Genomic DNA, 26,487 nt, shown 5'->3' with positions numbered 1-26,487 from the left:
GCGCGCTAAAAAAATCCCAATGCGCGGTTGCGCCGGTCAACCTCCGATTGCCAGGGCTGTGGCTCGTGCGCGAGAAGCGCCGCGCGATGGCCGCTCTTCGCCTATGCTGAGGAACACGCGCGCGTCGACGTCCGAGCGGCGCGCCATTTTCATCTGCGGAGCGCCTGTGACCGTTCGCAATCTCGACGCGTTGTTCCGACCCAAATCTGTCGCCGTGATCGGCGCCTCCGAGCGGCCGGGCAGCACCGGCGCGATGGTCTGGGCGCGCTTGCTCGAAGGCGGCTTCGAGGGCCCGCTGTGGCCGGTCAATCCGAGATACGAAACGCTGAGCGGGCACCCGGTAATCGGCGATGTCGGCGACTTGCCGCAAGCGCCCACCGTGGCACTTATCTGCACGCCGGCGGCGAGCTGGCCTTCCATCATTCACAAACTCGGCGGTTTAGGGACGCGCGCGGCGATCATTGTCGGCGAGATGCGTTGCGAAGACGACAGGCTCGCGCTGCGGCATGCGCTGGCGGCGGCGCGGCCGCATCTGTTGCGAATCGTTGGACCGGGCAGTCTCGGCGTAGTGACGCCGGCGCTGCGCGCGCATTTCGGCGCGCCGTCGTGCACTGTGAAGGCGGGCGGCGTGGCGTGGGTCTCGCAGTCGAACGCGCTGACCAACGCGGTGCTCGGCTGGGCGCATGCACGCGGCCTCGGTTTTTCGCACGCGATCGCGCTGGGCGGCGAGGCGGATGTAGACGCGGGCGACGTGCTCGACTATCTTGCGAGCGACCCAGGCACGCGCGCGATCCTGCTCGAACTGGACAGCGTCAAGGCGGCGCGCAAATTCATGTCGGCGGCTCGCGCGGCGGCGCGCAACAAGCCCGTGCTTGCTCTGCGCTCGGGCCGCGCCGATCCCGCCGACGGGCTTTATACCGCCGCATTTCGCCGCGCCGGCATGGTACGCGTCGACGCGCTCGACGACCTGCTCGACGAAATCGAAACGCTTGGCGTGGGTCGCGTCGCAGCGGGTGCGACCGCGACGCTGATCACTAGCGACCGTGGCCTCGCGACGCTTGCGTGCGACGCCTTCGCCGCCGCGGGCGATACGCTCGCGCCGTGGCCGGAGCAAGCGTCGCAGGCGCTGCACGAGGCGCTGCCGCACGCGGTAGGCGGCAACCCGCTGCAACTCGGCGACGACGCTCGTCCCGAGCACTTCGGCACGGCGCTGAAGCTGCTTGCCGAGCATCGCGGCACCGGCACGGCATTCGTCGTGCATGCTTCGACGCATGGCGCGCCGGTCGGCGACGTGGCGCAGGCGCTGATCGAAAATCAGCGGTACGCGTATCGCGGACTGCTCGCATGCTTTTTTGGCGGACTTGACGCTGCTACGCGCGACGCGTTGCATGCGCAAGGAATTCCGGTTCACACGACGCCGCAGCGGCTCGCCCGCGCATTCGCGCGTCTCGTCGATTACCGGATGGGGCGCGAATTGCTGATGCAGACGCCGGAGGGCCTGCCAGCGGAAGTCCCTGATGCGATCGACGCCGCGCAGGCGCAGGCTCGCGCCGCGCTTGCTGCGGGGGAACGCGAATTAACCGGTGAAGCGGCAGCGGACTTGTTGAAACGTTTCGGGCTCGACATAGAAACGGTGCCGACAGCGAATGCAGCGGGCGTGGGCGAGCGTCCCGACGCGGAGCAAAGTTCGCGCGAATCGGACTGTGCGGAAACCAGCCCGCCGTCTGAGCGCAAGCCGGTAGTCGACATCGCCGTGGAGCTTCATGACGACGACAACTTCGGTCCTGTGTTCCGCTTCACGGCGCCGTCCGCCGATGGTGTTTCCGAGCCGCTGCGACTCTATGGTCTGCCGCCGCTCAATCCGACGCTCGCCCGCGACATCGTCACACGGTCGCCGTATGCGCGGCTGATCGCGCCGGAGCCTGCGTTAGCCGCGTTGACGGCGCTCTCGCAAGCCGTCTGCGACGTCAGGGAAATCGTTGGTCTTAGGCTCACGCTGCGCTTGTACCGCGATCATGTGACGGTTGTCGCACCCACGCTCCGTATCGCGCCGACGCGCAGCCGCCTCGCGATCATGCCGTATCCGCGCCGCTTCGAGGAGACACTCGACTGGCAAGGTCTGCGTATAACGGTCCGACCGATTCGCCCCGAAGACGAGGCCGCGCATCACGACTTCGTCGAAGCGATGACGCCCGAGGATTTGCGGCTGCGGTTTTTCGGTGCAGTAGGCAGCTTCGATCATTCGCAGCTCGCACGCATGACGCAGATCGATTACGACCGTGAAATGGCGCTGATCGCGACGGTGCAAAGCGACGAGGGCCTGGCGCGCACGCTCGGCGTGGTGCGCGCGGTGGCGGACCCGGATAACGAAACGGCGGAATTCGCAGTTGCCATTCGCTCGGATCAGAAAGGGCGACGGCTTGGCCGGTTGCTGACAGACCGAATCATCCGGTATGCGCGTGCGCGCGGTATACATTGGCTTGTCGGCGAGGCGTTGCGGGAGAACACTGCGATGATCGCGCTCGCGAGAGCGAGCGGCTTCACGATCACGCCGACGGAAGACCCGAGTGTGGTGGGCTTCCGGATGGCGCTGGAGAAAGAGCCGGAGCAGGAGAAGAGCGCCGCGACGATGCGCGGCGCGCGTTGATTCGAAGGTGCGAGCACCTCCGCAACAGCAGGCGATCAGGCCGGCAGCTTCCCAGCCGCTTCATCGACCTGCGCTCGCGTGACGGCCAACTCTTCGAGCCACGCATCCGCATACACCGCACCGGTTTCGCGTTCCAGCCGCGCGATGGTTGCCGCGCAGCGGCTCGAATCCTTCGGCGTCGCGATAAACGACTTCACCGACTGCCCCGCCTTGAATGCATCGAATAGCGGCACGCGGATATCGTCCGGCAACTGACGCGTCGTCCATTGATACGGCTTGCCGTTGAACGTGAACGAGGGCGGCAGCACGCGTTCTTTCTTGGCTGCGGGAATCAGGCCATACGTGCGCGCGGCTTCACCAATCTGCTCGGGTGAAAACAGTTCGTCGGGGCTGATGTCGAATTGCTGGATGAAAGTCTCGATGCTCTTCATCGCTGCCGCACGGTCGTCACGCCGCTTTTGCGCATGAGCGACGATGTCGCGGAGTTCGTCGGCTTCTGCAGGCGTGATCGTGAAGCTCGATTGCTTCTGCTGGAGTTCGGAAAAACGCTGGAATTCGGAATCGGTCAGAAGTTTCGCCATTGCTTATCGAAGGGCGCGCATAAACGGATTCATGCGGCGACATTTTTGAGAGGGTCGCCATTCTAAACCATGCGCGCGAGCGGTCTGCATCGAGTCAGGCGGCCGCGCGTCAGACAACCTTCTCACTGAACATGGACAGCGCCTGAACCGTCTCGCGCAGCAGCGTAGTCGCGGCAGCGAGCGTAGGCGCGACGTATTCGTCGATACGCTTCAGATAAGGGCACGTGAGCGCCGCGATTGCCTGGCCGGACGGGCCCAGAATCGGAAACGTCACGTCGGTCACGCCGAACGTCTGCTGACTGTCCTTCTGCGAGAAACCCGCGGCGCGAATCCGTTCGCACGCTGCTTCGAGTGCGTCGCGGTCTATCGTCACTTCGCCCTTCACCTTGGTGTGCTCGGCGAGCATCTGCGCGCGCTGCTCGATCGTCTGGAATGCGAGCATCACGCGGCCCGAGCCGGTGTCGATCAGGCCGACCCGCGATCCGAGCCGCACCGACATGCCCCAGGTGCCCGGTCCGTCCACTTGCGCGATGACAAGCAGATTGCCGCGGTCATACACGGCAAGGTGACACGACTGTTCGGCGGCATCCGCGAAACGTTGCATGAGCGGCAACGCCTCGGAGATGAGCCGGTTCATCGGCGGATGACGATGGGCGAGCGCATACAGCTTGAGGCTCAGCGAGTAACGATCGCCGCTCGCGGAACGCACCACGTATTGCCGGGCGACCAGACGTTCGAGCATCCGGTACATCTCGCTCGCGTTGCGTCCAAGCAGCTTGGTGATCTCGGCGCGCGTGAGGCCTTGCTTCTGCTCTGCAAGCAACTCCAGGATGTCGAGACCTTTGTCGAGCGCAGGAGCGCGATAACGGTCGGCATCGTCTTTGTCTTCTGCGTCCATCGTAAGGTCATTCCGTGGGCTGTTCGTACCTGGCGCTTGAGTGTAAGTGCGGCGGCCGATTCCTGCGAGCGGATGCGTCCAGGGAAAACACGGACCATTGGTGCAGTGCACTTCCCTTGACTTCGAAAAGTGCATATATGAATAATGCGTTCATTGGTGAATTAGCATGTCCGCTCGAAGCATGCGTCGCCACGGTCTAACGGAGAACTCATTGACCAGTCGCCCGCAAACGGATCCGCGTCTGATCCTGCTCAGTCCCGAGGACAACTGCCTGATCGCGGCGGCGCGGCTCGACGCCGGCACGCAACTGGAGATCGAAGGGGAGCGCGTGACTCTCTCGCAAACCATCGAACTCGGGCACAAGGTAGCGCGCCGCGATCTCGCGAAGAACGACAAGGTGCTGCGCTACGGCGCAGTGATCGGTCATGTGACTGAAGCGGTGCAGCGCGGGGCGCATCTGCATACGCACAACCTCGAAAGCGATTACCTGCCGACCTATACGCACGACGCCGGTCATCAATTCGTACATCACTGATTCGCGCATAACGACGCGGCTTCGCGCTGCGGTGGAACGACCATGACTGACACTTCCGTAGCAGCTGCCTCCGCGCAGCAGCCCATGCTGCAAGGCTATCCGCGCAGCGATGGCCGCAAAGGCATTCGCAATGTCGTCGCGGTCGCTTATCTGGTCGAGTGCGCGCATCATGTGGCGCGCGAGATCGTCACACAGTTTCGCGAGCCGCTCGACGCGTTCGGCGACACGCTTGCCGACGGATCTGCCGGGCGCGAGCCGCCGGTTCATCTGATCGGCTTTCCCGGCTGCTATCCGAATGAGTACGCGGAGAAAATGCTCGAGCGGCTCACAACGCATCCGAACGTCGGCGCGGTGCTGTTCGTCTCGCTGGGATGCGAGAGCATGAACAAGCACTATCTCGTCGACGTGGTCCGCGCGAGTGGCCGCCCCGTCGAAGTGCTGACGATCCAGGAAAAGGGCGGCACGCGCAGCACGATCCAATATGGCGTCGACTGGGTTCGCGGCGCGCGCAAGCAACTCGCCGCACAAGAGAAAGTGCCAATGACGCTCAGCGAGCTGGTGATCGGTACGATCTGCGGAGGCTCGGACGGCACGAGCGGCATCACCGCGAATCCGGCGGTTGGCCGCGCGTTCGATCATCTGATCGACGCGGGCGCGACCTGCATCTTCGAAGAGACCGGCGAGCTGGTAGGCTGCGAATTTCATATGAAGACCCGCGCCGCGCGGCCGGAACTGGGCGACGCGATCGTCGCGTGCGTCGCGAAAGCGGCGCGCTATTACTCGATTCTCGGCCACGGTAGTTTTGCGGTCGGCAACGCGGACGGCGGCCTCACCACGCAGGAAGAGAAATCGCTAGGCGCGTATGCGAAGAGCGGCGCGTCGCCGATTGCGGGCATCGTGAAGCCGGGCGATATTCCGCCGACCGGCGGCCTTTATCTGCTCGATGTGGTGCCGGACGGCGAGCCGCGGTTCGGCTTCCCGAATATTAGCGATAACGCGGAAATCGGCGAACTGATCGCGTGCGGTGCGCATGTCATTCTGTTCACGACCGGACGCGGTTCGGTGGTCGGCTCGGCAATTTCGCCGGTCATCAAGATATGCGCGAATCCCGCGACGTATCGGAACCTGGCTGGCGACATGGACGTGGACGCGGGCCGTATTCTGGAAGGCCGCGGCACGCTCGACGAAGTGGGACGCGAAGTGTTCGAGCAGACGGTGGCGGTGTCGCAAGGTGCGCCTTCCAAGTCGGAAATGCTGGGTCATCAGGAATTCATTCTTACGTACAAGACGTTCGAGCCGGTCGGGCCGGCATGCTTGCCGTCGAACACCGTCGCGCCTCGACGCGTGGTTACCGTGGCGCCGCACTGAGCGTTGCCTTGCCGTGTGATAAAACGAGCATGCAACAGCAACCACTTGCATGCGACCGGAGCAAGAAGGAGACACGCTCAATGACTGCAACGAACGGTTCGAAAATCCAGCAACGCCGCCGCGTTGGCCGCAGCGCATTGCAAGTAACCGGATTGAGCCTCGGCACAGCGCCGCTCGGCGGCCTCTACCGCGATCTGTCCGAAGAAGAAGCACACGCCACCGTCGCGGCCGCCTGGAACGCCGGTGTGCGCTACTTCGACACCGCGCCGCATTACGGCCACACCAAAGCGGAGCATCGTCTTGGCGACGCTTTGCGCCGCTATCCACGCAGCGAATATGTGTTGTCAACGAAAGTGGGCCGCCGTTTCGTACCGCGCACCCACCCCTACGACGGCAGCGAAGGCTGGCAGGATCCGCTGCCCTTCGAAGCGATTTACGACTACACGCACGACGGTATTCTGCGTTCGTTCGAAGACAGCCAGCAGCGCCTCGGCATCGTCGATATCGACATTCTGTTGGTCCACGACATTGGGCGGGTCACGCACGGCGAAAACAATCCTCATTACTGGCGGCAACTAACCGAAGGCGGTGGTTTTCGCGCGCTCGACGAACTGCGCTCGGCCGGCGCGGTCAAGGCCGTGGGGCTCGGCGTCAATGAAGGCGCCGTGATACTCGACGCGATGGCCGAGTTCGATATCGATTGCGCGTTGCTCGCGGGCCGTTATACGCTTCTCGAACAGGCGACTCTCGACGACCTCTTGCCGGCGTGCGAAAAGCGCGGCGTCAGCATCCTGTTAGGCGGTGCGTTCAACTCGGGCATTTTGGCGCGCGGCGTCGAAGGCGATCTGAAATTCAATTACGGCGAGGCGCCGCGCGAAGTCATCGAGCGAGTGGCGCGACTGGAGACGGTTTGCCGAAACCTCGGCGTGCCGCTCGCCGCCGCAGCCTTGCAGTTTCCGTATGCGCATCCGGCGGTCGCCACCGTGTTGACCGGCGCGCGCAGTGCCGACGAATTGCGTGAGAACGCTGCGTCGTTCGAGTTGCCGATTCCCGCGGCCTTGTGGTCCGCGTTGCGCGAGGAAGGCTTGCTCGACCCTCGCGCGCCCGCGCCACAGAACTGAACGTGAAGATGCATATCGACGCTCATCAGCATTATTGGGACCCCGCTCGCGGCGACTATGAATGGCTTACGCCGGAGCTCGAAATTCTGTACCGCCCTTTCGGTCCCGCGGATCTGAAACCGTTGCGAGAGAGGGCGGGCATCGAGAGAACGGTCGTGGTGCAGGCGGCGCCGACCATCGACGAAACGCGTTATCTGCTCGACATTGCGCGCGACGAGCCGTCCATTGCCGGCGTGGTCGGCTGGGTGCCGCTCCTGCTGCCTACGGCTCCCGCTTTGATCGGAGCGCTCGCGCAAGAGCCCAAGTTCAAGGGCGTGCGGCCCATGCTGCAAGACCTGCCCGACGATACATGGATTGCGAACCCCGATCTCGCGCCTGCCATCGAAGCGCTGATCGCGCACGACCTCGCCTTTGACGCGCTGATCTACGCACGGCATGTCGACCACGTGGAAACGTTCGTGCGGCGTTTTCCGTCGCTGCGCATCGTGGTCGATCACGGCGCCAAGCCGCCCATCCGCTACGGTCAGGCCGGCTGGCAAACATGGGCCGATGCAATCGCGCGGCTCGCGAAGCTGCCGGGCGTGCACTGCAAGCTGTCGGGGCTCGCAACCGAGGCGTCGCCGGGCTGGACCGAAGAGACACTACGCCCATACGTCGAGCACCTGCTTGCTACGTTCGGCCCCGCGCGGCTGATGTGGGGCAGCGACTGGCCCGTGCTCGAACTGAACGGCGATTATCTGCTGTGGCATTCGGTGGCCAACACGCTGCTTGCGTCGCTTGACGACGGCGAGCGCGAAGCGGTTTTCGGCGGCAACGCCGCCGCGTTTTATCGACTGTGACGTGATGAACACGTTTAGCCCATTCAACTGGAGTCGTAGATGACACAAAGACTGGCCGGCAAGACAGCATTGATCACCGCGGCGGGACAGGGCATCGGCCTCGCAACCGCCGAAATGTTCGCGCGCGAAGGCGCGCGCGTGATCGCCACCGACATTCGCATCGACGGGCTCGCGGGCAAGCCCGTCGAGGCGCGCAAGCTGGACGTGCTCGATGGCGAGGCCATCAAGGCGCTGGCCGCAGAAGTCGGCCCGATCGACGTGCTGTTCAATTGCGCAGGCTTCGTGCACGCGGGCTCGATCCTCGAATGCAGCGAGGAAGACTGGGACTTTGCGTTCGACCTCAATGCGAAGGCAATGTACCGGATGATTCGCGCATTCCTGCCCGCCATGCTGGAGCGCGGCGGCGGCTCGATCATCAATATGTCGTCGGCGGCGTCGAGCGTGAAGGGCGTGCCGAATCGCTTTGCGTACAGCGCGTCGAAGGCGGCGGTGATCGGGCTGACCAAGTCGGTTGCCGCGGATTTCGTCACGCGTGGTGTACGCTGTAACGCGATCTGCCCGGGCACAGTGTCGTCGCCGTCGCTCGAACAGCGGATCGCGGCGCAGGCCGCGGCGCAAGGTGCAACGCTCGAAGCCGTGCAGGCGGCGTTCGTCGCGCGCCAGCCAATGGGCCGAATCGGCAAGGCCGAAGAGATTGCTGCGCTGGCGCTCTATCTCGCGTCGGACGAATCGGCGTTCACCACGGGTCACGCTCATGTGATCGACGGCGGCTGGTCGAATTGACGCATAGATACAGGGCGTCGCAAGCCGGCGCACTGACGTAACAACCGAACACCACTGAACCCAGAGGAAAGTGCAACGATGAAACTGCTTCGTTATGGGCCGAAAGGCCAGGAAAAGCCGGGCCTGCTCGACGCGCAAGGCAAGATCCGCGATCTGTCCGGCGTAGTTGCCGACATCGAGGGTGCGGCGCTGACCGACGAGGGCCTCGCCCGCCTGCGCGCGCTGGACCCGGCTTCGCTGCCGGTCGTTGACGGCAATCCGCGCATGGGCCCGTGCGTCGGCAAGATCGGCAAGTTCATCTGCATCGGTTTGAACTACGCGGATCACGCGGCCGAGTCGAATCTGCCCGTGCCCGCTGAGCCGGTCATCTTCAACAAGTGGACGAGCGCGATCTCCGGTCCGAATGACGACGTGGAAATTCCGCGCGGCTCGAAGAAGACCGATTGGGAAGTGGAACTTGGCGTGGTGATCGGCAAACCGGCCAAGTATGTGGACGAAGCGAACGCGCTCGATTACGTCGCAGGCTATTGCGTGATCAACGACGTGTCGGAGCGCGAATGGCAGATCGAACGCGGTGGCACCTGGGACAAGGGCAAGGGCTTCGATACGTTCGGCCCGATCGGCCCGTGGATGGTCACGCGCGACGAAGTCGCCGATCCGCAGAACCTCAGCCTGTGGCTGGAAGTGGACGGACACCGCTATCAGAACGGCAGCACGAAGACGATGGTGTTCGGTGTTGCCAAGCTGGTCTCGTACGTGTCGCAGTGCATGAGCCTGCAACCGGGCGACGTCATTTCCACGGGCACGCCGCCGGGCGTCGGCATGGGCGTCAAGCCGAATCCGGTGTATCTGAAACCCGGCCAGACGATCCGTCTCGGCATTGAAGGTCTCGGCGAACAAACGCAGAAGACCTACGCAGCGGAGTAAGCCGCTGGGAGCCGGCGGCGAGCGTTTGAAGCTTTAGCGTTAATTCGCCGGTTCGTGATCGCCGTTCTCGCCGATCCGGTTGACCGTGCCTTGCGCAACCGCGACGAGTCTTTCGCGGTTGCCGTCCATCACAAAGATGTTGCATTGGCAGGTCGCCTGATGGCGGCCCGCATACACCACCTTCGCCCGCGCGATCAGCGTGCCGTTCACCGCAGGGCGCAAGTAATTGATCTTGTATTCCCCCGTCACGACCTTGGGCCCGAGCGATAGTGCGCCGGCGAAGGTCAGCGCGTTGTCCGCCAGATAGCTGACTACGCCGCCATGCACGAAGCCGTGCTGCTGCCGCAACTCGTCGCGGATCGGCAGGCTCAGCGTCAGTTCGTCGGTGCCCGTGTGCATCAGCTCTGCGCCTAACAGCATGCTGAACGGCTGTGCGTGCAGTGCGCCGCGCGCCCGGTCGAGTAGGTCGGTCATTGTGATTCCTTCGAGGAAGGCCTGCGGTGGCAGTGCGCACTGGCGTACGCGCGTCAGTCCCTACCCACTCTAGGAAGCGCCAACGCGCGCCGTCAAGGTGAATCGGAAATATCTGCCCCGCATTGTTGCTTGCGACGGTAGGAATTCAGACGTTGGCCGACGTAAACGCGACGTAAGGCGATCTTTGGAGTTTTTGACCTTAAGCAAAGAATGGTGCTGCCGTTAACCCTGAGGTACTCCCCGTCATTCTCTGCTTTCAGGTGTTCACGATGTTCAGCAAGATCAAGGTCGCATCCGGCCTGTTGTGTGTCCTGGCCGCATTCTGCGTTTTCCAGCTTGTCACGGTAGGTCTCGGTTTCTGGTCGCTCACGCGTACCCATGACGACGTTGGCGACCTTTCGAACATCGCGCTCAAGCAAGTGGATGCCGTCAACGAAACCACGCAGCATCTGATGGACGCCCGCATCAACCTGTCCCGGGCCGGTACGCGCATGGTGCGCGGCGGCGCGGAGCCGACCGAAATCGTTCAGCATGCGCGCGAGCAGCTGACGGCCGCCGAGCAATCGTTCAACGCGTTCATGAGCGCCCCGAAAACGAGCGACGAAAACGGCGCCCGTGCCGCAGCCCTCGCCGAGCGCTACAAGAAGCTGCATGGCGCGCTCACGGAACTGGCGCAGTTTCTGGACGCAAACAACATTCAGGCGTTTCTCGACCAGCCGACGCAATCGTTCCAGGACGGCTATCTGACCGAGTTGCATAACTTCACGAAGTTCGGCAATGCGGCGAGCCGCGCGTCGCTCGATTCCATCGACGCGCGCATGGCCGCGTTCCGGGTCGTCAGCATTGTGATTCTGCTGGCGCTGGTCGGCGGGACGTTCGCGGTGCATATGGCGTTGCGCCGTGGCGTAGTCGCACCGCTGGAGGAAGCGGGCCGTCACTTCGACCGAATCGCACAAGGGCGTCTCGATCAGCCGATCGCCGCCCGGGGCACCAACGAAATCGGCCGGCTGTTCTCAGGCCTTGCCAAGATGCAGGCGAGCGTCGCGCGCACCGTGCAGACCGTTCGCGAGTCGGCCGACTCCATTCACCTCGGCGCCGATGAAATCGCGACCGGCAACGCCGATCTTTCCGCACGCACTGAAAACCAGGCCGCATCGCTCGAAGAAACGGCGTCGAGCATGGAAGAATTGACTGCCACAGTGCGTCAGAACGCCGATCACGCGCGCGAAGCAAACGCGCTCGCCGAAACGGCCCTCGAGGCGACCTCGCGCGGCAGCGAAGTGGTCGACAAGGTGGTCGACAAGATGCGCGGCATTGCGCAGAGCTCGGACAAGATCGCTGAGATTATTTCGGTGATCGACGGCATTGCGTTCCAGACCAATATTCTCGCGCTAAATGCGGCCGTCGAGGCGGCGCGCGCGGGCGAGCAGGGCCGCGGATTTGCGGTCGTGGCAGGCGAGGTTCGCGGACTGGCCCAGCGCAGCGCGCAGTCGGCCAAGGAAATCAAGACGTTGATCAGCGAATCGGTCGCCGAGATTCAGGGCGGATCGGCACTCGTCGAGCATGCCGGCGAAGCGATGAGCAACGTGTCCGCCTCGATCTCGCGCGTGACGCAGATGATGGCTGAAATCAGCGCGTCGTCGCTCGAGCAAAGCACGGGCATCGAGCAGGTGAACCAGGCGGTTGTGCAAATGGACGAGATGACGCAGCAAAACGCGGCGCTCGTCGAGCAGGCTGCGGCAGCGGCGGCTTCGCTGCATCAACAGACTCAGCAATTGAAGCAGGCGGTTTCCGTGTTCGAAATTTCGGCGGCTGTGTTGCGCACACAACAGATCGACGAAACGCCGGCGGAATTCGGGCAATTTGCGGTGTCGGGAATGCGCGCGATTTAATCGGTTCGCGCTCAAAAATAGGGCAGCCAGAAAAGAAAAATGGCCCGCGGAAGCGGGCCATTCTTGTATTAGGCGCAAGCGCCTACGCGTGCCTCAATGTACCGTTGGTACTTAGGCCGGCGTGATGTTCGCAGCTTGCTTGCCCTTCGGGCCCTGCTTCACTTCGAACGACACTTTCTGGTTTTCCTGCAGGGACTTAAAGCCGCTGCCTTGAACTTCCGAAAAGTGTGCAAACAGGTCTTCGCCGCCGTCGTCCGGCGTGATGAAACCAAAGCCCTTTGCATCGTTAAACCACTTCACAGTACCTGTTGCCATTTTTGATCCAGTAAATGTTGTGTATTGCATTCGCGACCGCTATTTCTCAAATCGAGATCGAGCGCGAAGTACGAGTTGTATCACGTCTTTATGATGGACGCCAATCAACCAGTATTCGGGTATTCCCCGGCTTCGGCCTTTTCGAGGCGTCGAGGGCACAAAAAAGGACGTGCCTCCGGGTAGGGTAAACTGCTTGTATTACTCTTCCAGGAAAAACATTGACACATTATTTGCAAGAAGAACTTACGTCGTTCTGGAGCCGTTTGACCCCCTATCTCGCGGTATTGGAGTCTAAATCACCTCAAGACGACGCCCCAGACCCCGTCGGCCGAATCACCGTGGATGCCGACGACCGCCAGGCTTTTGCCCTCCACACCACCGACCGTAAGCCGCAAGGCGGCACGTCCGACACGCCTACTGGCCAAAGCGCAACGTATATGCGGACCAGATCGGCCGGCGCCGATTGGGGCCCTTGGCAGCGCGAAGAGTATTGAGCGACTGGGCGGCGGGAGGGAGTCGCGCCGCGGCGAATGTTTGGCGGATCTCGACTGAGGGCGAGGCCGCTAAAAAGAGCGTTCGCCTCGCTTGTACGTCGGCCTGCCGTGTCAGGCCGGCAACGCGTTGAAAGCCGTTGCGAGGTGATAAGGCGTGGTCGACGGCATGTCGGCGCGCGCTACTTCACCCGTTGAAGTTTTGCATTCGAACCAGCCTTGCGGCCGCAAGAAACGTTGCTGGAACAGTTCGATTTGCCGCGGCAGATCGGCCCGCACGACGGCTTCGTCGTGGCTCGCTAGTGCTCGCAAATACTCCGTTTGCGCCCAGATGCGCTGAGTCGGATCTTTGATCCGACCGTTTTCATCGAGCGACGCACAGACGCCGCCCGTTTCCTGATCCACACCATTGCGTTGCGCAAAATCGAACGCGCGCGTCAGTGTTTCCATCAGATCTGATCCCTCGAATAGCGCGCCTGCCCGCTTGGCCAGCCAGAACCATTCGAACTGATGCCCCGGCTCGAGGCGATTGTCGTCGGTGCCAATCGGCAATTCGGCGATGCAGCCCGACGGCGCATGCACGAAGTGACGAGCGACCGCGCCGGCCAGGCGCCTTAGTGCGGCGTCGAAAGCGTTGTCGCGCGTAGCTTCGCGGGCCGCGAGCCAAGCCTCCGTTAAATGCATCAACGGGTTCTGAACCGGTGTGCCGGTTACTCCGGTGAAGTCGGCCGTGAGTGCAGCATTGAAGAGATTGTCTTCAGCGGAAAAATGCGACTGAATCAGCGCGGACGTGCGATGCACGATCTCCAGCGCGTCGCGATTGCCGGAGCGTCGGCCATATTCCGCACAGGCGAAGACGACGAACGCATGTGTGTACAGGTCTTTCGCGGTGTCGAGCGGAGCGCCTTGCTCATCGACGCTGTAGAACCAACCGCCGTGTTCTGTGTCCTGAAAAGTGTGCGTAAGGGAGTCGAACAGGACTTGCGCGTGAGCTGCGTCGCCGGCTTCGGAGAACACAAAGAGTTGGCGCGCGCAGGCCATTGCCCGATAGCGTTGCGCGGGCTCTGGAAGGTGATGCTCCGCGCTGAGCGCTTCGTACGGCAGTTTGAGCGCTCCGTTGAAACCGGGCCCGCGCCACATCGGTAGGATGACGTTGTTGAAGTGCTCGCGCAGTCCCGCGGCGAGCGCGATGGCCGGGGCGGCGTCAGGGTTCTTGCTGGGCATAGTCTTGTTTCAAACGCGATGTTTCAAACGCGGTGTTTCAAAGCGCTCGTGTCAGCGAGCGTGCGTCAAGCGGTAGTGCAATTGCCGGCCGCACCGGCACACGTGCTGAGGTTGCAGACGCGGGGCACGCATGGGACACGCATGGGACAAGCGTCGGGCAGCGGCGGCCTGCGGCTTAGCATAATGGAAACCGAACGCATCCGGCGCCCAAAATCGACGAGGAAAACGCTCAAATAATTTCAAGAAGGAGAGAACGCGATGCTGGGTAACCTCGAACTCGTCTCCCGCCTGGTGTTGGCCGCGGCGCTCGGCAGCGTCATCGGCTTCGAGCGCGAACGTCTTTCGTGGGCGGCCGGATTGCGCACGCATATGCTGGTATGCGTGGGTTCGGCGCTGATCATGATCGTATCGGCGTATGGTTTCGCAGAAGTGCTCACAGGCGAGCATGTCGTGCTGGATCCCTCGCGGATGGCGGCTCAGGTTGTTTCGGGCATCGGCTTTCTTGGCGCCGGTTCGATCCTGCTGCGCGGCGAAATCGTCCGCGGACTGACGACGGCGGCAAGCCTGTGGTCGGTCGCCGCAACCGGGCTGGCGGTCGGCGGCGGGCTCTACACGGCGTCGATCGCGGCGACCATCATCATTCTGATCATCCTCGCGGGCATCAAGCCCCTTGAGCGGCGGTTCATCACGGTCAAGCAGCGGCGCCAGGTGACCATGCTCGTCGAGCGCGGCGCCATGACGTTTCACTCGCTGCATGACGAACTTGGCGCAGCGAGCCCGCGCGTCAAACAGTTCGTCATGCAGCAAAGCGACGAAACGCCCGAATGCGACGAGGTCATGATTACGCTGAATCGCGTGTCGAATGTGGAGTACGAGGCGATCTGCACGCGCTTGCGCCAACTGCGCGGTGTCAGGGAGTTCAGGCAGGACGACGCGTCGTCTTGAAACCGGAAAAACGTCGGCGAATGGCTTCGGTGGCGAAGGGCGCCATGCGACAATGCGGTCTCGAAAAATTCCAATGGCATTGACGAGCGGTGCCGGCGCCCGCTCCCCGCGACGACCGCTCTTTTCTCTATGGCAGATTCCGCAGTATCCACGCAATCCCGGCCTCGGCGCGACGCTTCCACAAAGAAGCGGCGCGAGGCCACGGTCTCGACCGAAACCGAAAAAAAGCTGGCGCGCGCCGCGCGCTCGGCACAACGCCTTGCACAACTGAGCGACGTCTCGCGCGACGACAGCACGCTCGACCTGTTCCCCGACGATCCGACGCGTGCCACGCTGGAAACGATGAACATCGACGTTCGCCAGGGCACGCTGCACGGCTTCGAACTGCCCGATGTCGTGCTGGCCGCCGTGGGCGCGCTCGATACGCCGAGCGACAGCACGTCAGCCGACGCAAAAGCGGCGCGCCGTGCGCCTCGAGCAGCCAGGACCGATGAGCCGGCCCTGATAGACGCGCAATTGAGCGGTCTCGAAACCGAGCCCTCGACAGTGACCGGGCCAGACGCCGCGCATCCCGCGTCGGCTGTCGGTTTGAATGACCAGAATGAGACAGTAGTATCGCCGCGCGAGGCTATTTCTCCGCTGTCCCCCGCGATGGCCGCCGCGACGGTGGCGCGCAGTGTCACCGCGCTGCGTCAGGCAGCCGAGCGGGAGGTCGAGACGGTGGGATCCGCGGTGGGCAACCGGTCGGGGGCAGGCGGCAAATCTTCGCAGCGTTCGGCTCCGGGCAGGAAGATGGGAGCGGCGGTTGCAGATCAGGCGGACTTAGCTGAAGGGTCCGCCGCGAGCGCACAGGGTGAAGTCAGTGCGAGGGACGCGACGTCAGCATCGGCATCGGCGCGCAACGCGAACGAATCGGCCGAGGTGGACCGCTCAACGCGTGAGACGCCGGCCACTGCTTCATCCGCCGACGTGGGCTCGGCGTTCGCCGCACCTTGGCAAGAAGCGCAACGAGCGGAAGCCGCTGCCGTGCAGCGCGCAGCCCCGGAACTCGATCGTGCGCGGGCAACGGCCTTTGCCGACACCGTCGACGCGCTGTACGGCGTGATCTCCGACCAGCGCCGTGCAGCGACGGACCATTCGCGTCGGATGAAATGGATGCTGTCGATTGTGGTCGGCGCGCTGCTCATGACGGTCGCGATCGGCATTACGCAGACCATGCTGCTTATGCGCCTCACCCGCGAAACCACCGCGCAACAGCATCGGATCGAACAGATGTTGCAAAGCCAGCAGACCGCGATGGCCAGCGTGCTCGACACACAAATGGCGATGGCCAATGCAGCCGCCCATGCCGCCCCGCCCACGCTCACACCGCCGCCCGCACCGCAGCAGGCGCTCATGGCTCCGGAATCCGCGAACGGCCAGCGCGCCATGCACGCGCGGCACATCAGAAAGCCGAAAACCGCAAATTCGCACTGACAACCTGCGAACAGCTGCCTGCCGCGCCGGCGAAACGCCGGCCGCGGCGGCAGCTTCCATCCCCTCGCCCGACGCGGTCCACGGTAAAAGGCGTGCGAACGCCTCGGGAATCCTCAAGAGCGCGCCAACCGGGCGCCACGTAGCCATCTCGAAGCCAAGCCCCGCCCGCGTCCATGTCCATCGCCGCGCAACCGAAGCCGTCGATAAAACAGGGACGTTGTAATGCTGCAACGCAATATTGCTGCCTAAAGGCCGCGACAGCGCGTCGCATCGAATTAATGTTGCATTGCACTAGCTTTTGCCTAGGGAAAACCCTATAATTCATCTTAAGGGAAAACCCTAGCAAATGCAGTACTAACCGGGAGTCGCCATGAGCTTCATCTTTGCATTGTTCCAAAAGGTCAGCGACCTCTTTGCGTCGCCCCACTTGCCGCTTGACTCGGACTATTCGTACGCAGCGCGTTCGCGGGAAGCAGAGCGTCAGCGCAAGGCGCAAGCCACGCTGTTCGGCATCAAGCTGTCCGACTAATAACAGGTCTGGAAACCGGGCGCGGTCGTCGCGCCGGGTGCGCATGTCAATGCGCGTGCGTCATTCAAGCCATGGTCCGCGAAAGCGCGCCGTGGCTTTGTTTCATCTGGGCATTCGTTAGGGCGTCGATCTATCTTTGGCGACGCTGTTTTCGTCGCCGAATATTTCCCGGCCGAAATGAATGTAACGGCGCCTCACCTATTGGCAACCCGCGAGCCGGACGAATTGCCGCGAAAGTCGTATGCGGACGGACGTCGGAACCGAAATAGCGGTTCCCCAATCCGTCCCTTTCTTTGAAATGTGCGCTTACAAGTGCTCACGTCTTCATGCGAGTTGCGTCGCTAAAGTTGGTTTCAAGCGCAGGGCGTCCTTGACGGGCCGGAACTTCGAAGCCCGATCTGCAAGGCGCTGGCTCGATTCAACCTTGACGGGAGAGAACTATGAAAGCCTTCAACAAAACATCGCGTTCGATCATTGCAGCTTTGCTCGCGGGCGGCGCCTTGCTGGCAGCCGGCAGCGCTTCGGCACAAGAACGCGTGATCGTGGAACGCGGTCCGGGACCGGTCGTGTATGGAGAGCCGCACATGATGCCGGTGGGCGTGTCGATCAACATCGGCTGGCATGGCGACCGCTATTACGACGGTCACCGCTATTGGGATCACGACGACTGGATGCGCCACCATCCGCGCGACTATGATCCGCGTCACCACGGTCGTGACGAACATCGTCCGCCCCCGCGCTACTAATTCGCACATGACCGCGCCGCTTCGCGCGGCGTGAACCCGGCAAAGCCGGCTCTTCCTCGCGGAAGGCCGGCTTTGTCGCATTCGGCATTGTCGGATTGCGTACTGCGCTATCCTTTAACGCTTTCGTCGATGTCAGCAAAGGGAGCGGTCGTGAGCAAGGCAGCGAAGGCAGCAATAGGAGTGGTTGGGACGGGACTGATGGGCGTCGGCATCGCCACGCAAAGTGCATTGCACGGATATCGGACTGTCGTGCACGACGTGGACGCGGCGCGTCTTGCGAGCGTCGCGCCGAAAGCGGAAGCGGTGCTCGACGAATTGATCGACGCCGGCCGCATCGACTCGAAGGCCAAAGAGGCCGCGCTCGCCCTCATCGAGACTCACGCGGAACTGGACGTCATGCGGTCGGCGGATTTCGTCATCGAAGCGATCCCCGAGGTGCTCGAGTTGAAGCACCGTCTGTATGAGAAGCTGACTGTGCTTCTCGCCCCAAACGCTATTCTGGCCAGCAATACGAGCGGCTTCCCGCCGGATCAGCTCGTCGCTCCGCTTGTCGCAAAAGAGCGTTTCGTGATCGCGCATTTCTGGAATCCGCCGCACATGATTCCGCTCGTCGAAGTGGTGCCCGGAAGCGCGACCGCGCCCGACGTCACGGCCAAGACCGCAGAATTGATGAGCGCAATCGGCATGGAGCCGGTGATTCTCACAAAAGCGATTCCCGGATTTGTCGGCAACCGCCTGCAGTTCGCGGTGTTGCGCGAGGCGCTCAATATCGTGCGCTCGGGCGCCGCGACGCCGGACGTGGTGGATCGCGTCATGAAAGCGTCGCTGGGCCGCCGGTGGGGAATAGTTGGGCCGCTGGAAGCCGCGGACATGGGCGGGCTGGATACTTTCCTCGACATCTCCACGCATCTGATGCCCGAACTGGCGAAGGACGAAAACGTGCTCGACCTGTTGCGCCAACAGGTGCAGGCGGGGCGTGTCGGCGTGCGCAGCGGCGCGGGCTTCTACGACTGGGACGACGCACACCTCGCGCAAGTCAAGGCAGGCCGCAAGCGCGTCATTGCTCAAGGGTAGCGAACCAGGGCTCGGCACTTGCACAAATGCCACGGGAGGGCAGGTGGCTGCCGTGGTGTCGTACGGCAGTCATCGCAGGTTTTCGGTCTGGCCCAATGTGCCGCCCGTCAGTCTGCGGTATAAATACCCGTCGCCTTTTTCACGCTCCGCTCCATGTCCCATCACTTTTACGACCCCGCCGCCGGCCACAACCTTGCGCATGACCCGTTCAAAGCCATCGTCGCGCCACGGCTGATTGGCTGGATCTCCTCACGCGACACCGAAGGCACGCTGAATCTCGCGCCTTACAGCTTCTTCGGCGCGTTCGCGAGCTCCCCGCCGATCATCGGTTTTTGCAGCGAGGGCCGCAAAGACAGCGTTGCCAACATCGAAGCGACCGGCGAGTTCGTCTGGAATCTGGCAACGAAACCGCTCGCCGAGCAGATGAACCGTTCATCAGCGCCCGTTCCGCCGCACGTCGATGAATTCGAACTCGCCGGGCTCACGCCAGCGCCTGGGCGCAACGTGCAGGTGCCGCATGTCGCAGAATCGCCGGCCGCGCTCGAATGCAAACTGCTGCAGGTGGTGCGGCTGCATAGTCTCGACGGCAAGCCGATGGACAACTATCTGTCGCTCGGCCAGGTGGTCGGCGTGCACATCAACGAGGCGTATCTGAAAGACGGTCTGTTCGACACGCACGCCGCTCAGCCCATCATGCGCGCCGGTTATCGCGGGGACTACGCCGAAATAGGCAACATGTTTCAGATGTTCCGTCCGACGGCATAAGACGGCGCCGCGTCCAGACCGCGCGTGCGAGCGGGCTTTCACCGCGCTGCGGGCGGCCGTCGACGCGATGCCCGCGGCTTCGCGGCCGAAGCGGCAGCGCTGCTTTCCCCCGAATCCTGCGCATTCGGTACAACCACCGCTTTCGCATCCAACTGTTCGACGGAATCCACCGCGGACGCAACTGGCGCCGCGGCCATGAGTTCGGCGGCAACGGCCGCGGCGGCGGGCACCGGCCGGATCGTACGCGCATGCGAACTCACCAGCACGGCGCGAGGTTCGTTGTCGTAAATCACGGCCCGCACTCGCGGATAAATCTGCCGCTCCCAGCGCTGTCCATTGAACACGCCGTAATGCCCGACACCGGTCTGCACATGATGTGTCTTCAGGTATGGCCGCAACTTGTCGCACATGTCCTGGGCGGCGAGCGTCTGCCCAACCGCGCAGATGTCGTCCTTTTCGCCTTCAACGGTAAGCAACGCAGTACGGCGTATTGCTGACGGATCGACCGGCCGGCCCATCACCGTGAGTTCGCCTAACGGCAGCGCGTGCCGTTGAAAAACCGTATCGACGGTTTCCAGGTAGAAATCGGCGGTCAGGTCCATCGTCGCGAAGTATTCTTCGTAGAACGAGAAGATCGTGTCGGCTTTCGCCGGATATCCTTTGGCCCGTTCGTAATGCATGGTTTCGAACGAGTCGAGATGCCGGGTCAGATTCATCGACATGAACGCGCTCAGCTGCACGAATCCCGGATAGACGCGCCGATGCGCGCCTGCAAAGCCGAACGGTACCGCGCTAATCAGGTTTCTCTCGAACCACTCGATCGGTTTGCTTTTCGCCAGTTCGTTGACCCGCGTCGGATTGATGCGCGTGTCGATCGGACCCGCCATCAACGTCATGCTGGCGGGTTGCGCGGGATTGTCGTCAGCGGCCATTAGCGCGACGGCGGCTAACGCCGCAACGGTCGGTTGACAAACGGCGAGCAGATGCGCGCCAGGTCCGATCGTTTCGGTGAAGTCGATCACGTGCTGCACGAATTCGTCGAACCCGAAGCGGCCCTGACTCAGCGGTACGTCGCGCGGGTTATGCCAGTCGGTGATGTAGACGTCGTGCTCGGCGAGCATGGTGCGCACGGTGCCGCGCAGCAGCGTCGCGAAATGGCCGGACATCGGCGCGATGACGAGCACGCGCGGCTGCGGCGCCGGCACCGTCGTCTGCTTGCGAAAGTGCAGCAGTGAGCAGAACGGAGTGTGCGCCGCGACTTCTTCGACGACCGGAACAGGCTTGCCGTCCATCATCACGCTGTCGATTTCGAACGGTGGCCGCACGGGTGTGAGGCCCGCGAGCGTCAGCAGATCGCAAGCCGCGCGAAGCGACCGTCCATGCGAAGTCGCGCCGAACTCGGGCCACGTGTCGAGCGAACGGTTCATCAGCGCCGCGCCGTGACGCATGGGCAGCATCATGTCCGCGAACGCTTGATAGGTTGGATAGGCGAACAGGTTCATGCATCCGCGCGCGAGCGTTGAAATGAAGGAGCCCGAATAGAAGGCAAGTCACATGCCATTGCGTTTGCCCGCAGCAGTCGCGTCGGCACATTGGCATAGCATTTGCGCGCGTCGTGAAAGCGGTCCGGATTTGCCGCGCTTTGGTGCACCGGCGCACGGCAACGTGCATGTGCGCCGTCGGGCGTCGGTTGAACGCCTCATCAGGAGGGGATACGTATGGCGAATACCACGCTCACCATCAGCAGCAAGAATTATTCGTCGTGGTCGCTGCGCGGCTGGCTGCTGACGCGGTTCAGCGGCTTGCCGTTCGAAGAGATCGTGATGCCCATCGACGATCCGGCGGCGCGCGCCGAACTGCTACTTCTGTCGCCTTCGATTCTCGTGCCTTGTCTGTTTCACGACGGCATCAAGATCTGGGACACGCTCGCCATCGCCGAATATCTGAACGAAGTCAGGCCTAAAGCAGCATTACTGCCGGAAGACATTCGCGCGCGAGCGCATTGCCGCTCGATTTGCGGCGAGATGCATTCGGGTTTTGCTTCGCTGCGCTCCGCGCTGCCGATGAACCTCAAGGCGCACTTCCCCGACTTCAAGGTCTGGGCGCGCGCGCAGTCGGATATCGACCGGATCGTGACTATCTGGAACGAGTGTCTGGAACAGTACGGCGGTCCGTTCCTGTTCGGCGAGCGCACTGCTGCGGATGCCATGTATGCGCCGGTCGTGACGCGTTTCGTGACATACGACGTGAAGCTCGAACCGCATATCGCTGAATACGGGCAGCGCATCATGGCTCTGCCCGACATGCAGCAATGGATCGCGGACGCGCAGCAGGAAGCCGACGAGATCGACGAACTGGATGTCGAATTCTGACGACCGACGCTTCTACAACCCGACCGCGATCCGCGGCGACTCAGTCCCGCCCGCTTTCCAGTTTGAAGACGCTGACCACTTGCGCAAGACGCGCGGCGTGATCCCGTAGTTCGGCAGCCGCGTCTTCCGCTTCGCCGACAATCGTCGCGTTCTGCTGTGTGGCTTCGCCGATCTGCGTGACCGCGAGGTTCACCTGCTCGATTCCGCCCGATTGTTCGCGCGACGCAACGCTGATCTCGCCCATGATCGCGCGGACCTGGCCGACCTGCTGAACGATGCCTTGCATCGTCGTGCTGGCCTGCTCGGCAATCTGGAAGCCGCTTTGCACGGTCGCCGTCGATTCGGCGATCAGACCTTCGATCTCCTTGACCGAAGCCGCGCTGCGCTGAGCGAGCGCGCGTACTTCCGAGGCGACCACCGCAAAGCCTTTTCCGTGCTCGCCCGCGCGGGCGGCTTCGACGGCTGCGTTCAGCGCAAGGATATTGGTCTGAAACGCAATGCCTTCGATCACGCTCGTGATCTCCGCAATCTTTTGCGACGAGCGGCTGATCTCGCCCATCGTCGACACAACGCGTTCCACTGCACGGCCACCTTCGAGCGCCGCGTCCGCAGCGCGCGTGACGAGGTTGTTCGCTTGTGCCGCGTGGTCGGCGTTCTGCTGCACCGTCGATGTGATCTGCTCCATGCTCGCCGCCGTTTCTTCAAGGCTGCTCGCTTGCGTGGCGATGCGCGACGCAATGTTGCCGCTGCCCGTGGCGATCTTCTCGGTGCCGTGCGACATATCGGTGGACGCGCTGCGCACTTGCGAAACAATGCGTGCAAGTCCTTCGCCGATGCCGTCGATCGAGCGCATCAGGCGGCCAATCTCGTCGGCGCGGCTGCTCGCGCTTTTCGCCACGCGTACGCTCAGATCGCCCGAGGCGAAGCGTTCAGACGCCCTCGCGGCTTCATCGAGCGGCCGGCTGACGAGGCGCCGCACCGCAAACAGGAACACGACCGCGAACACGCCGACCAGCACAAAGCCGAGTACCAGGAAGCGATTGCGCGTGGCGGTGATATCGGCCATTACCTCGTCGCGCGGCGCAATGCCGCCTACCAGCCATTGCCACTCCGGCACCGTGATGAACGAAACGAACTTGCTGCGCCCGCCTTTCTCGCCGAGCGTGGCGTCGGCGGAACTGTATTCGAGCCGGCCTTCCTTCATGTCGAGCATCTGCTGATACGGCGCGTTCGCATTGTCCGCGGCCTGGCCGGCGGCGGCCGGATGCACGATCAGCTTGCCCCGATCCGGGCCCTTCGACGCGTTGAGCACGAAGTAATACCCGCTGTCGCCGATCTTCAGGTTGCGAATGCCGTCTTCGACCTGCTGGATTTCCTGATCGACGTTCACGCCGACAAACAGCGCGCCGATCACACGGCCGCTTGCATCGGTAACCGGCCGGTATTGCGTGATCCAGCGCTTGCCGAATAGCGCTGCGAGCCCCGTATAAGGTTTGTTCGCGACGAGAAGCGCGTAAGCCGGCCCTTTGCGGTCGAGCAGCGTGCCGATCGCGCGCGAGCCGTCCTGTTTCTTCAGCGATGTTGTCACGCGCACGAAGTCGTCGCCGGTGCGGGCGAAGATGGTCGCGACTGCGCCGCTGCGTTCGAGAAACTGGTCCGGAATGCTGAAATCCATGTTCAGGACTTTGTCGCCGGCCTTGAACGTGGGCGTGGCCACACCGTTTACGTCGATCTTCTGCGTTTCGTCGAGCGTGTAGGTAGTGGGCAGGAAGCTCGCGAACATCGACGTCGAGCGGTCGACTTCGGTAGACAACGCCTTGTCGAACAACGTGATCATCGCGGCGATCGAGCGGTCCTTTTCGGCGATGCGCTCGAGCACCTGGTCGCTGACCTGCTTGCCGGCGCTGCGCGTGAGCGCCCACGTGAAGGAGGCGAAAATCAACGCCACCAGCACGCATGACAGAACGGCGAGCCGGGCGCCGACGCTGGCGCGGCGCAAAGAGAGAAATTCCATGGGCGTATGCGGAGTAAAGGGGACAAACGAGGCACGGCTAGTGCGGAGGCACTCTCCGGCAACGTGTCTGGTTTACGGCCGCAATCGGCGCTTTCTTTAGGAAAGTGGAAGCCTTCTGTAATAGTGAGGCGCTCGTGGCGAGCGCCTTGGCGTCAAACCTTCGCCCTCCACGTGCGCAACAACAGCGCATTCGTGACGACGCTGACACTGGAGAATGCCATTGCCGCGCCGGCCAGCATCGGGTTCAACAAGCCGAAAGCGGCGAGTGGAATGCCGATCAGGTTGTACACGAACGCCCAGAACAGGTTCTGCTGGATCTTGCGCCAGGTCTTGCGAGAAATATCGATCGCATCGGCGACGAGCGCCGGGTCGCCGCGCATCAATGTGATGCCGGCTGCATGCATCGCGACGTCGGTGCCGGTTGCCATGGCGATGCCGATGTCGGCGGCGGCCAGTGCGGGCGCGTCGTTGATGCCGTCGCCGGCCATCGCGACGATGCCCGCGCTGCGCATTTTCAGATCGCGGATCACGCGGGCCTTGTCATCCGGCAGCACTTCCGCATGAAATTCGTCGATGCCGAGCGCTTTTGCAACGCTCGCCGCACTGCCCCGGTTGTCGCCGGTGACGAGCACGCTTTTGACGCCCATTGCCCGAAGCCTGTCGATTGCGGCGCGCGCCGTCGGCTTTACCGTGTCGCCGAACGCGATCAGCGCGAGCGCGACACCTGATTGTGAATCGCGCTGCATGAGCCAGGACACCGTATTGCCTGCGGCTTCCAGTTCGCGGGCGCGCGCCTCGGCTTCCGGCGGCAGGCCGATGCCAAGTTCGCGAAGCCAGCGCGCGCTGCCGAGCGCTAGCGCGCGGCCTTCGACGTCCGCTTCGACGCCACGACCGGCGACGGCCCGTGCGGCGCTCGCAGTAAGCACTCGCGCACCGGGCGCCGCCGCTTCATGCGCCTTGACGACGGCTCGCGCCAACGGATGATCGCTTTGGCGCTGCACCGCGGCGGCGAGCGCCAGTGCTTCGTCGCGGCCCATGCTGCCGACCGGTTCGAACGCGGTCACCGATGGTTGGCCGATCGTCAGCGTGCCGGTTTTGTCGAACGCAACAACATTCACTCGATGCGCGGTTTCCAGCGCCTCGGCGTCTTTAATGAGCACGCCGTGGCGCGCCGCGACGCCGGTTCCGGCCATGATCGCCGCGGGCGTCGCGAGTCCGAGCGCACAGGGGCAGGCGATCACCAGCACGGCGACCGCGTTCAGGATCGCTGTTTCGCCGCCGGCGCCGGCCAGCAGCCAGCCGATCAGCGTGAGCGCGGCAATGGCCAGGATCGCCGGCACGAAGATTTCGCTGACGCGGTCGACGAGCCGCTGGATCGGCGCCTTCTCCGCCTGCGCACTCTCGACGAGGCGAATGATCCGCGCGAGTGTCGTTTCGGCGCCGATCGCGGTTGTCGTGACCGCTATGGCGCCTTCGCCGTTGATGGAGCCAGCGGTCACCGCGTCGCCCGTCTGTTTGGCCACCGGCATGCTCTCGCCGGTAATCAGCGACTCGTCGATGTGAGTGCGGCCTTCCAGCACCGCGCCATCTACCGGAACCCGTTCGCCCGGCCGCACGATCACGACCGTACCCACCTTGACTTGCGTGAGCGGCACTTCGCGCTCGTCCGCGCCGACGCGAATGCGGGCCCGGTCGGGACGCAGCGCCTGCAGTGCGCGGATTGCGTCGGTGGTTTGGCGCTTGGCGCGCGCTTCGAGCCATTTGCCGAAGCGCACCAGCGTAATGACGACGGCCGAGGCTTCGAAGTAAAGGTGCATCGCGTCGTCTGGATGAGTGGCCAATTGATACACGCTGATGCCATAGGCCGCCGACGTGCCGAGCGCCACCAGCAAGTCCATATTGCCGGCGCCGGCGCGCACGGCGCGGTAAGCCGCGCGATAGAAGCGCGCGCCGAACACGAACTGCACGATCGACGCGAGGCCGAATTGCAGCCACGGCGGAAGCATCGCGTGCACGCCGAACCATTCGCCCAACATCGGCACGATGAGCGGCAACGTCAGCAACGCGCAGACGAGCACGGCTACCAGTTCGCGACGCGTCTGGGTGCGTTTGCGCTCGGCGGCGGTGGGGACGGCGGCGCCGGCGGTCGTTTCGGGAGCGCTCGCAACGCCGGCATCGGCTGGTTCCGGCGCTGCATCCGGCGGCGCGAGCAGCGCGGCTTCATAGCCGGCCTTCTTGACGGCGGCGATCAGCGCGTCCGACGCGGCGGCGGCTGCGGCTGCAGTCAGGTTGACGCTCGCGGTCTCGGTGGCCAGATTCACGGATGCGGAGGCGACGCCCGGCACCTTCGCCAGCGCCTTCTCGACGCGCATCGCGCAAGAGGCGCAGGTCATCCCGCCGATTTCGAGTTCGGCGGTACGAGTCGGGGTGGCGTCGGCGTCGTGTGGAGCAGTGGCAAGTTCGGTCATGGT

At 63.3% G+C, this 26,487-nt stretch carries 23 protein-coding genes; 15 read left to right on the top strand and 8 right to left on the bottom strand.

Annotation, left to right across the window (positions count from 1 at the left end; all coding sequences use genetic code 11):
* Positions 1 to 166 precede the first annotated feature (166 nt).
* Positions 167 to 2,647, top strand: coding sequence for a GNAT family N-acetyltransferase (locus SB753_RS24125; RefSeq protein WP_410802198.1), 2,481 nt, complete (start codon positions 167 to 169; stop codon positions 2,645 to 2,647).
* A gap of 35 nt (positions 2,648 to 2,682) precedes the next feature.
* Here SB753_RS24125 and SB753_RS24120 read toward each other — a convergent pair whose 3' ends face one another.
* A complete protein-coding gene (locus SB753_RS24120) occupies positions 2,683 to 3,228 on the bottom strand; it encodes a hypothetical protein (RefSeq protein ID WP_410802196.1) in 546 nt (181 codons plus the stop codon).
* 109 nt (positions 3,229 to 3,337) lie between these two features.
* Positions 3,338 to 4,126 carry an IclR family transcriptional regulator gene (locus SB753_RS24115; RefSeq protein WP_027804729.1) on the bottom strand — a complete coding sequence of 263 codons (789 nt, stop codon included), beginning with the start codon at positions 4,124 to 4,126 and terminating at the stop codon, positions 3,338 to 3,340.
* Positions 4,127 to 4,337: 211 nt separating this feature from the next.
* Between SB753_RS24115 and SB753_RS24110 the strand changes: the two genes are divergently transcribed.
* From SB753_RS24110 to SB753_RS24085, 6 genes are all read left to right on the top strand, one after another.
* Complete coding sequence (locus SB753_RS24110; RefSeq protein WP_410802194.1) at positions 4,338 to 4,661, top strand: UxaA family hydrolase; 324 nt, start codon at positions 4,338 to 4,340, stop codon at positions 4,659 to 4,661.
* A gap of 42 nt (positions 4,662 to 4,703) precedes the next feature.
* Positions 4,704 to 6,029 (top strand): UxaA family hydrolase, encoded by a 1,326-nt coding sequence (locus SB753_RS24105; protein ID WP_410802193.1) that lies wholly within the window; start codon positions 4,704 to 4,706, stop codon positions 6,027 to 6,029.
* An 80-nt stretch (positions 6,030 to 6,109) separates the two neighbouring features.
* A complete protein-coding gene (locus tag SB753_RS24100) occupies positions 6,110 to 7,150 on the top strand; it encodes an aldo/keto reductase (RefSeq protein ID WP_410802191.1) in 1,041 nt (346 codons plus the stop codon).
* Between the two features lie 8 nt (positions 7,151 to 7,158).
* Positions 7,159 to 7,989: an amidohydrolase family protein gene (locus SB753_RS24095; protein WP_408491884.1), complete on the top strand. Its 831-nt coding sequence runs from the start codon at positions 7,159 to 7,161 to the stop codon at positions 7,987 to 7,989.
* A 39-nt stretch (positions 7,990 to 8,028) separates the two neighbouring features.
* Positions 8,029 to 8,772, top strand: a complete 744-nt coding sequence (locus SB753_RS24090; protein ID WP_020068577.1) for an SDR family oxidoreductase — start codon at positions 8,029 to 8,031, stop codon at positions 8,770 to 8,772.
* Between the two features lie 78 nt (positions 8,773 to 8,850).
* Positions 8,851 to 9,699: an ureidoglycolate lyase gene (locus tag SB753_RS24085; RefSeq protein ID WP_410802189.1), complete on the top strand. Its 849-nt coding sequence runs from the start codon at positions 8,851 to 8,853 to the stop codon at positions 9,697 to 9,699.
* Between the two features lie 39 nt (positions 9,700 to 9,738).
* On the opposite strand, the gene SB753_RS24080 is transcribed toward SB753_RS24085, so the two are convergent.
* Positions 9,739 to 10,173, bottom strand: coding sequence for a PaaI family thioesterase (locus SB753_RS24080; RefSeq protein ID WP_020068575.1), 435 nt, complete (start codon positions 10,171 to 10,173; stop codon positions 9,739 to 9,741).
* A gap of 269 nt (positions 10,174 to 10,442) precedes the next feature.
* Here SB753_RS24080 and SB753_RS24075 point away from each other — a divergent pair, with 269 nt between their 5' ends.
* Positions 10,443 to 12,065, top strand: a complete 1,623-nt coding sequence (locus SB753_RS24075; protein ID WP_204523366.1) for a methyl-accepting chemotaxis protein — start codon at positions 10,443 to 10,445, stop codon at positions 12,063 to 12,065.
* 111 nt (positions 12,066 to 12,176) lie between these two features.
* Here the strand turns inward: SB753_RS24075 and SB753_RS24070 are convergent, their stop codons facing one another.
* Positions 12,177 to 12,380, bottom strand: coding sequence for a cold-shock protein (locus SB753_RS24070; RefSeq protein WP_006047528.1), 204 nt, complete (start codon positions 12,378 to 12,380; stop codon positions 12,177 to 12,179).
* Between the two features lie 605 nt (positions 12,381 to 12,985).
* Positions 12,986 to 14,095: an AGE family epimerase/isomerase gene (locus tag SB753_RS24065; protein WP_310069878.1), complete on the bottom strand. Its 1,110-nt coding sequence runs from the start codon at positions 14,093 to 14,095 to the stop codon at positions 12,986 to 12,988.
* A gap of 258 nt (positions 14,096 to 14,353) precedes the next feature.
* On the opposite strand from SB753_RS24065, the gene SB753_RS24060 reads away from it, so the two are divergent.
* From SB753_RS24060 to SB753_RS24035, 6 genes are all read left to right on the top strand, one after another.
* Positions 14,354 to 15,040: an MgtC/SapB family protein gene (locus SB753_RS24060; protein WP_410802186.1), complete on the top strand. Its 687-nt coding sequence runs from the start codon at positions 14,354 to 14,356 to the stop codon at positions 15,038 to 15,040.
* Between the two features lie 129 nt (positions 15,041 to 15,169).
* Entirely contained in the window at positions 15,170 to 16,516 is a 1,347-nt protein-coding gene (locus SB753_RS24055; RefSeq protein WP_410802184.1) for a hypothetical protein, read from the top strand.
* Between the two features lie 370 nt (positions 16,517 to 16,886).
* The gene (locus tag SB753_RS24050; RefSeq protein WP_020068569.1) at positions 16,887 to 17,045 is read left to right on the top strand and encodes a hypothetical protein; all 159 of its coding nucleotides are present in this window, start codon (positions 16,887 to 16,889) and stop codon (positions 17,043 to 17,045) included.
* Positions 17,046 to 17,485: 440 nt separating this feature from the next.
* Positions 17,486 to 17,791: a hypothetical protein gene (locus SB753_RS24045; protein ID WP_020068568.1), complete on the top strand. Its 306-nt coding sequence runs from the start codon at positions 17,486 to 17,488 to the stop codon at positions 17,789 to 17,791.
* Between the two features lie 129 nt (positions 17,792 to 17,920).
* A complete protein-coding gene (locus SB753_RS24040; RefSeq protein WP_410802181.1) occupies positions 17,921 to 18,865 on the top strand; it encodes a 3-hydroxyacyl-CoA dehydrogenase family protein in 945 nt (314 codons plus the stop codon).
* Positions 18,866 to 19,018: 153 nt separating this feature from the next.
* A complete protein-coding gene (locus SB753_RS24035) occupies positions 19,019 to 19,630 on the top strand; it encodes a flavin reductase family protein (protein ID WP_410802179.1) in 612 nt (203 codons plus the stop codon).
* 38 nt (positions 19,631 to 19,668) lie between these two features.
* On the opposite strand, the gene SB753_RS24030 is transcribed toward SB753_RS24035, so the two are convergent.
* Positions 19,669 to 21,132 (bottom strand): polyhydroxyalkanoate depolymerase, encoded by a 1,464-nt coding sequence (locus tag SB753_RS24030; protein WP_410802178.1) that lies wholly within the window; start codon positions 21,130 to 21,132, stop codon positions 19,669 to 19,671.
* A gap of 216 nt (positions 21,133 to 21,348) precedes the next feature.
* On the opposite strand from SB753_RS24030, the gene SB753_RS24025 reads away from it, so the two are divergent.
* Complete coding sequence (locus SB753_RS24025; protein WP_131316367.1) at positions 21,349 to 22,002, top strand: glutathione S-transferase family protein; 654 nt, start codon at positions 21,349 to 21,351, stop codon at positions 22,000 to 22,002.
* Between the two features lie 40 nt (positions 22,003 to 22,042).
* Here the strand turns inward: SB753_RS24025 and SB753_RS24020 are convergent, their stop codons facing one another.
* Positions 22,043 to 24,016 (bottom strand): Cache 3/Cache 2 fusion domain-containing protein, encoded by a 1,974-nt coding sequence (locus tag SB753_RS24020; protein ID WP_410802175.1) that lies wholly within the window; start codon positions 24,014 to 24,016, stop codon positions 22,043 to 22,045.
* A 152-nt stretch (positions 24,017 to 24,168) separates the two neighbouring features.
* Entirely contained in the window at positions 24,169 to 26,484 is a 2,316-nt protein-coding gene (locus tag SB753_RS24015; protein ID WP_410802366.1) for a heavy metal translocating P-type ATPase, read from the bottom strand.
* Between the last annotated feature and the right edge of the window lie 3 nt (positions 26,485 to 26,487).

It is taken from the genome of Paraburkholderia sp. SIMBA_053 (genome assembly GCF_046534895.1).
GTDB lineage: Bacteria > Pseudomonadota > Gammaproteobacteria > Burkholderiales > Burkholderiaceae > Paraburkholderia > Paraburkholderia caledonica.
Note: the sequence above shows the minus strand (reverse complement) of the source record. Positions and strands in the feature narration are given on the sequence as shown.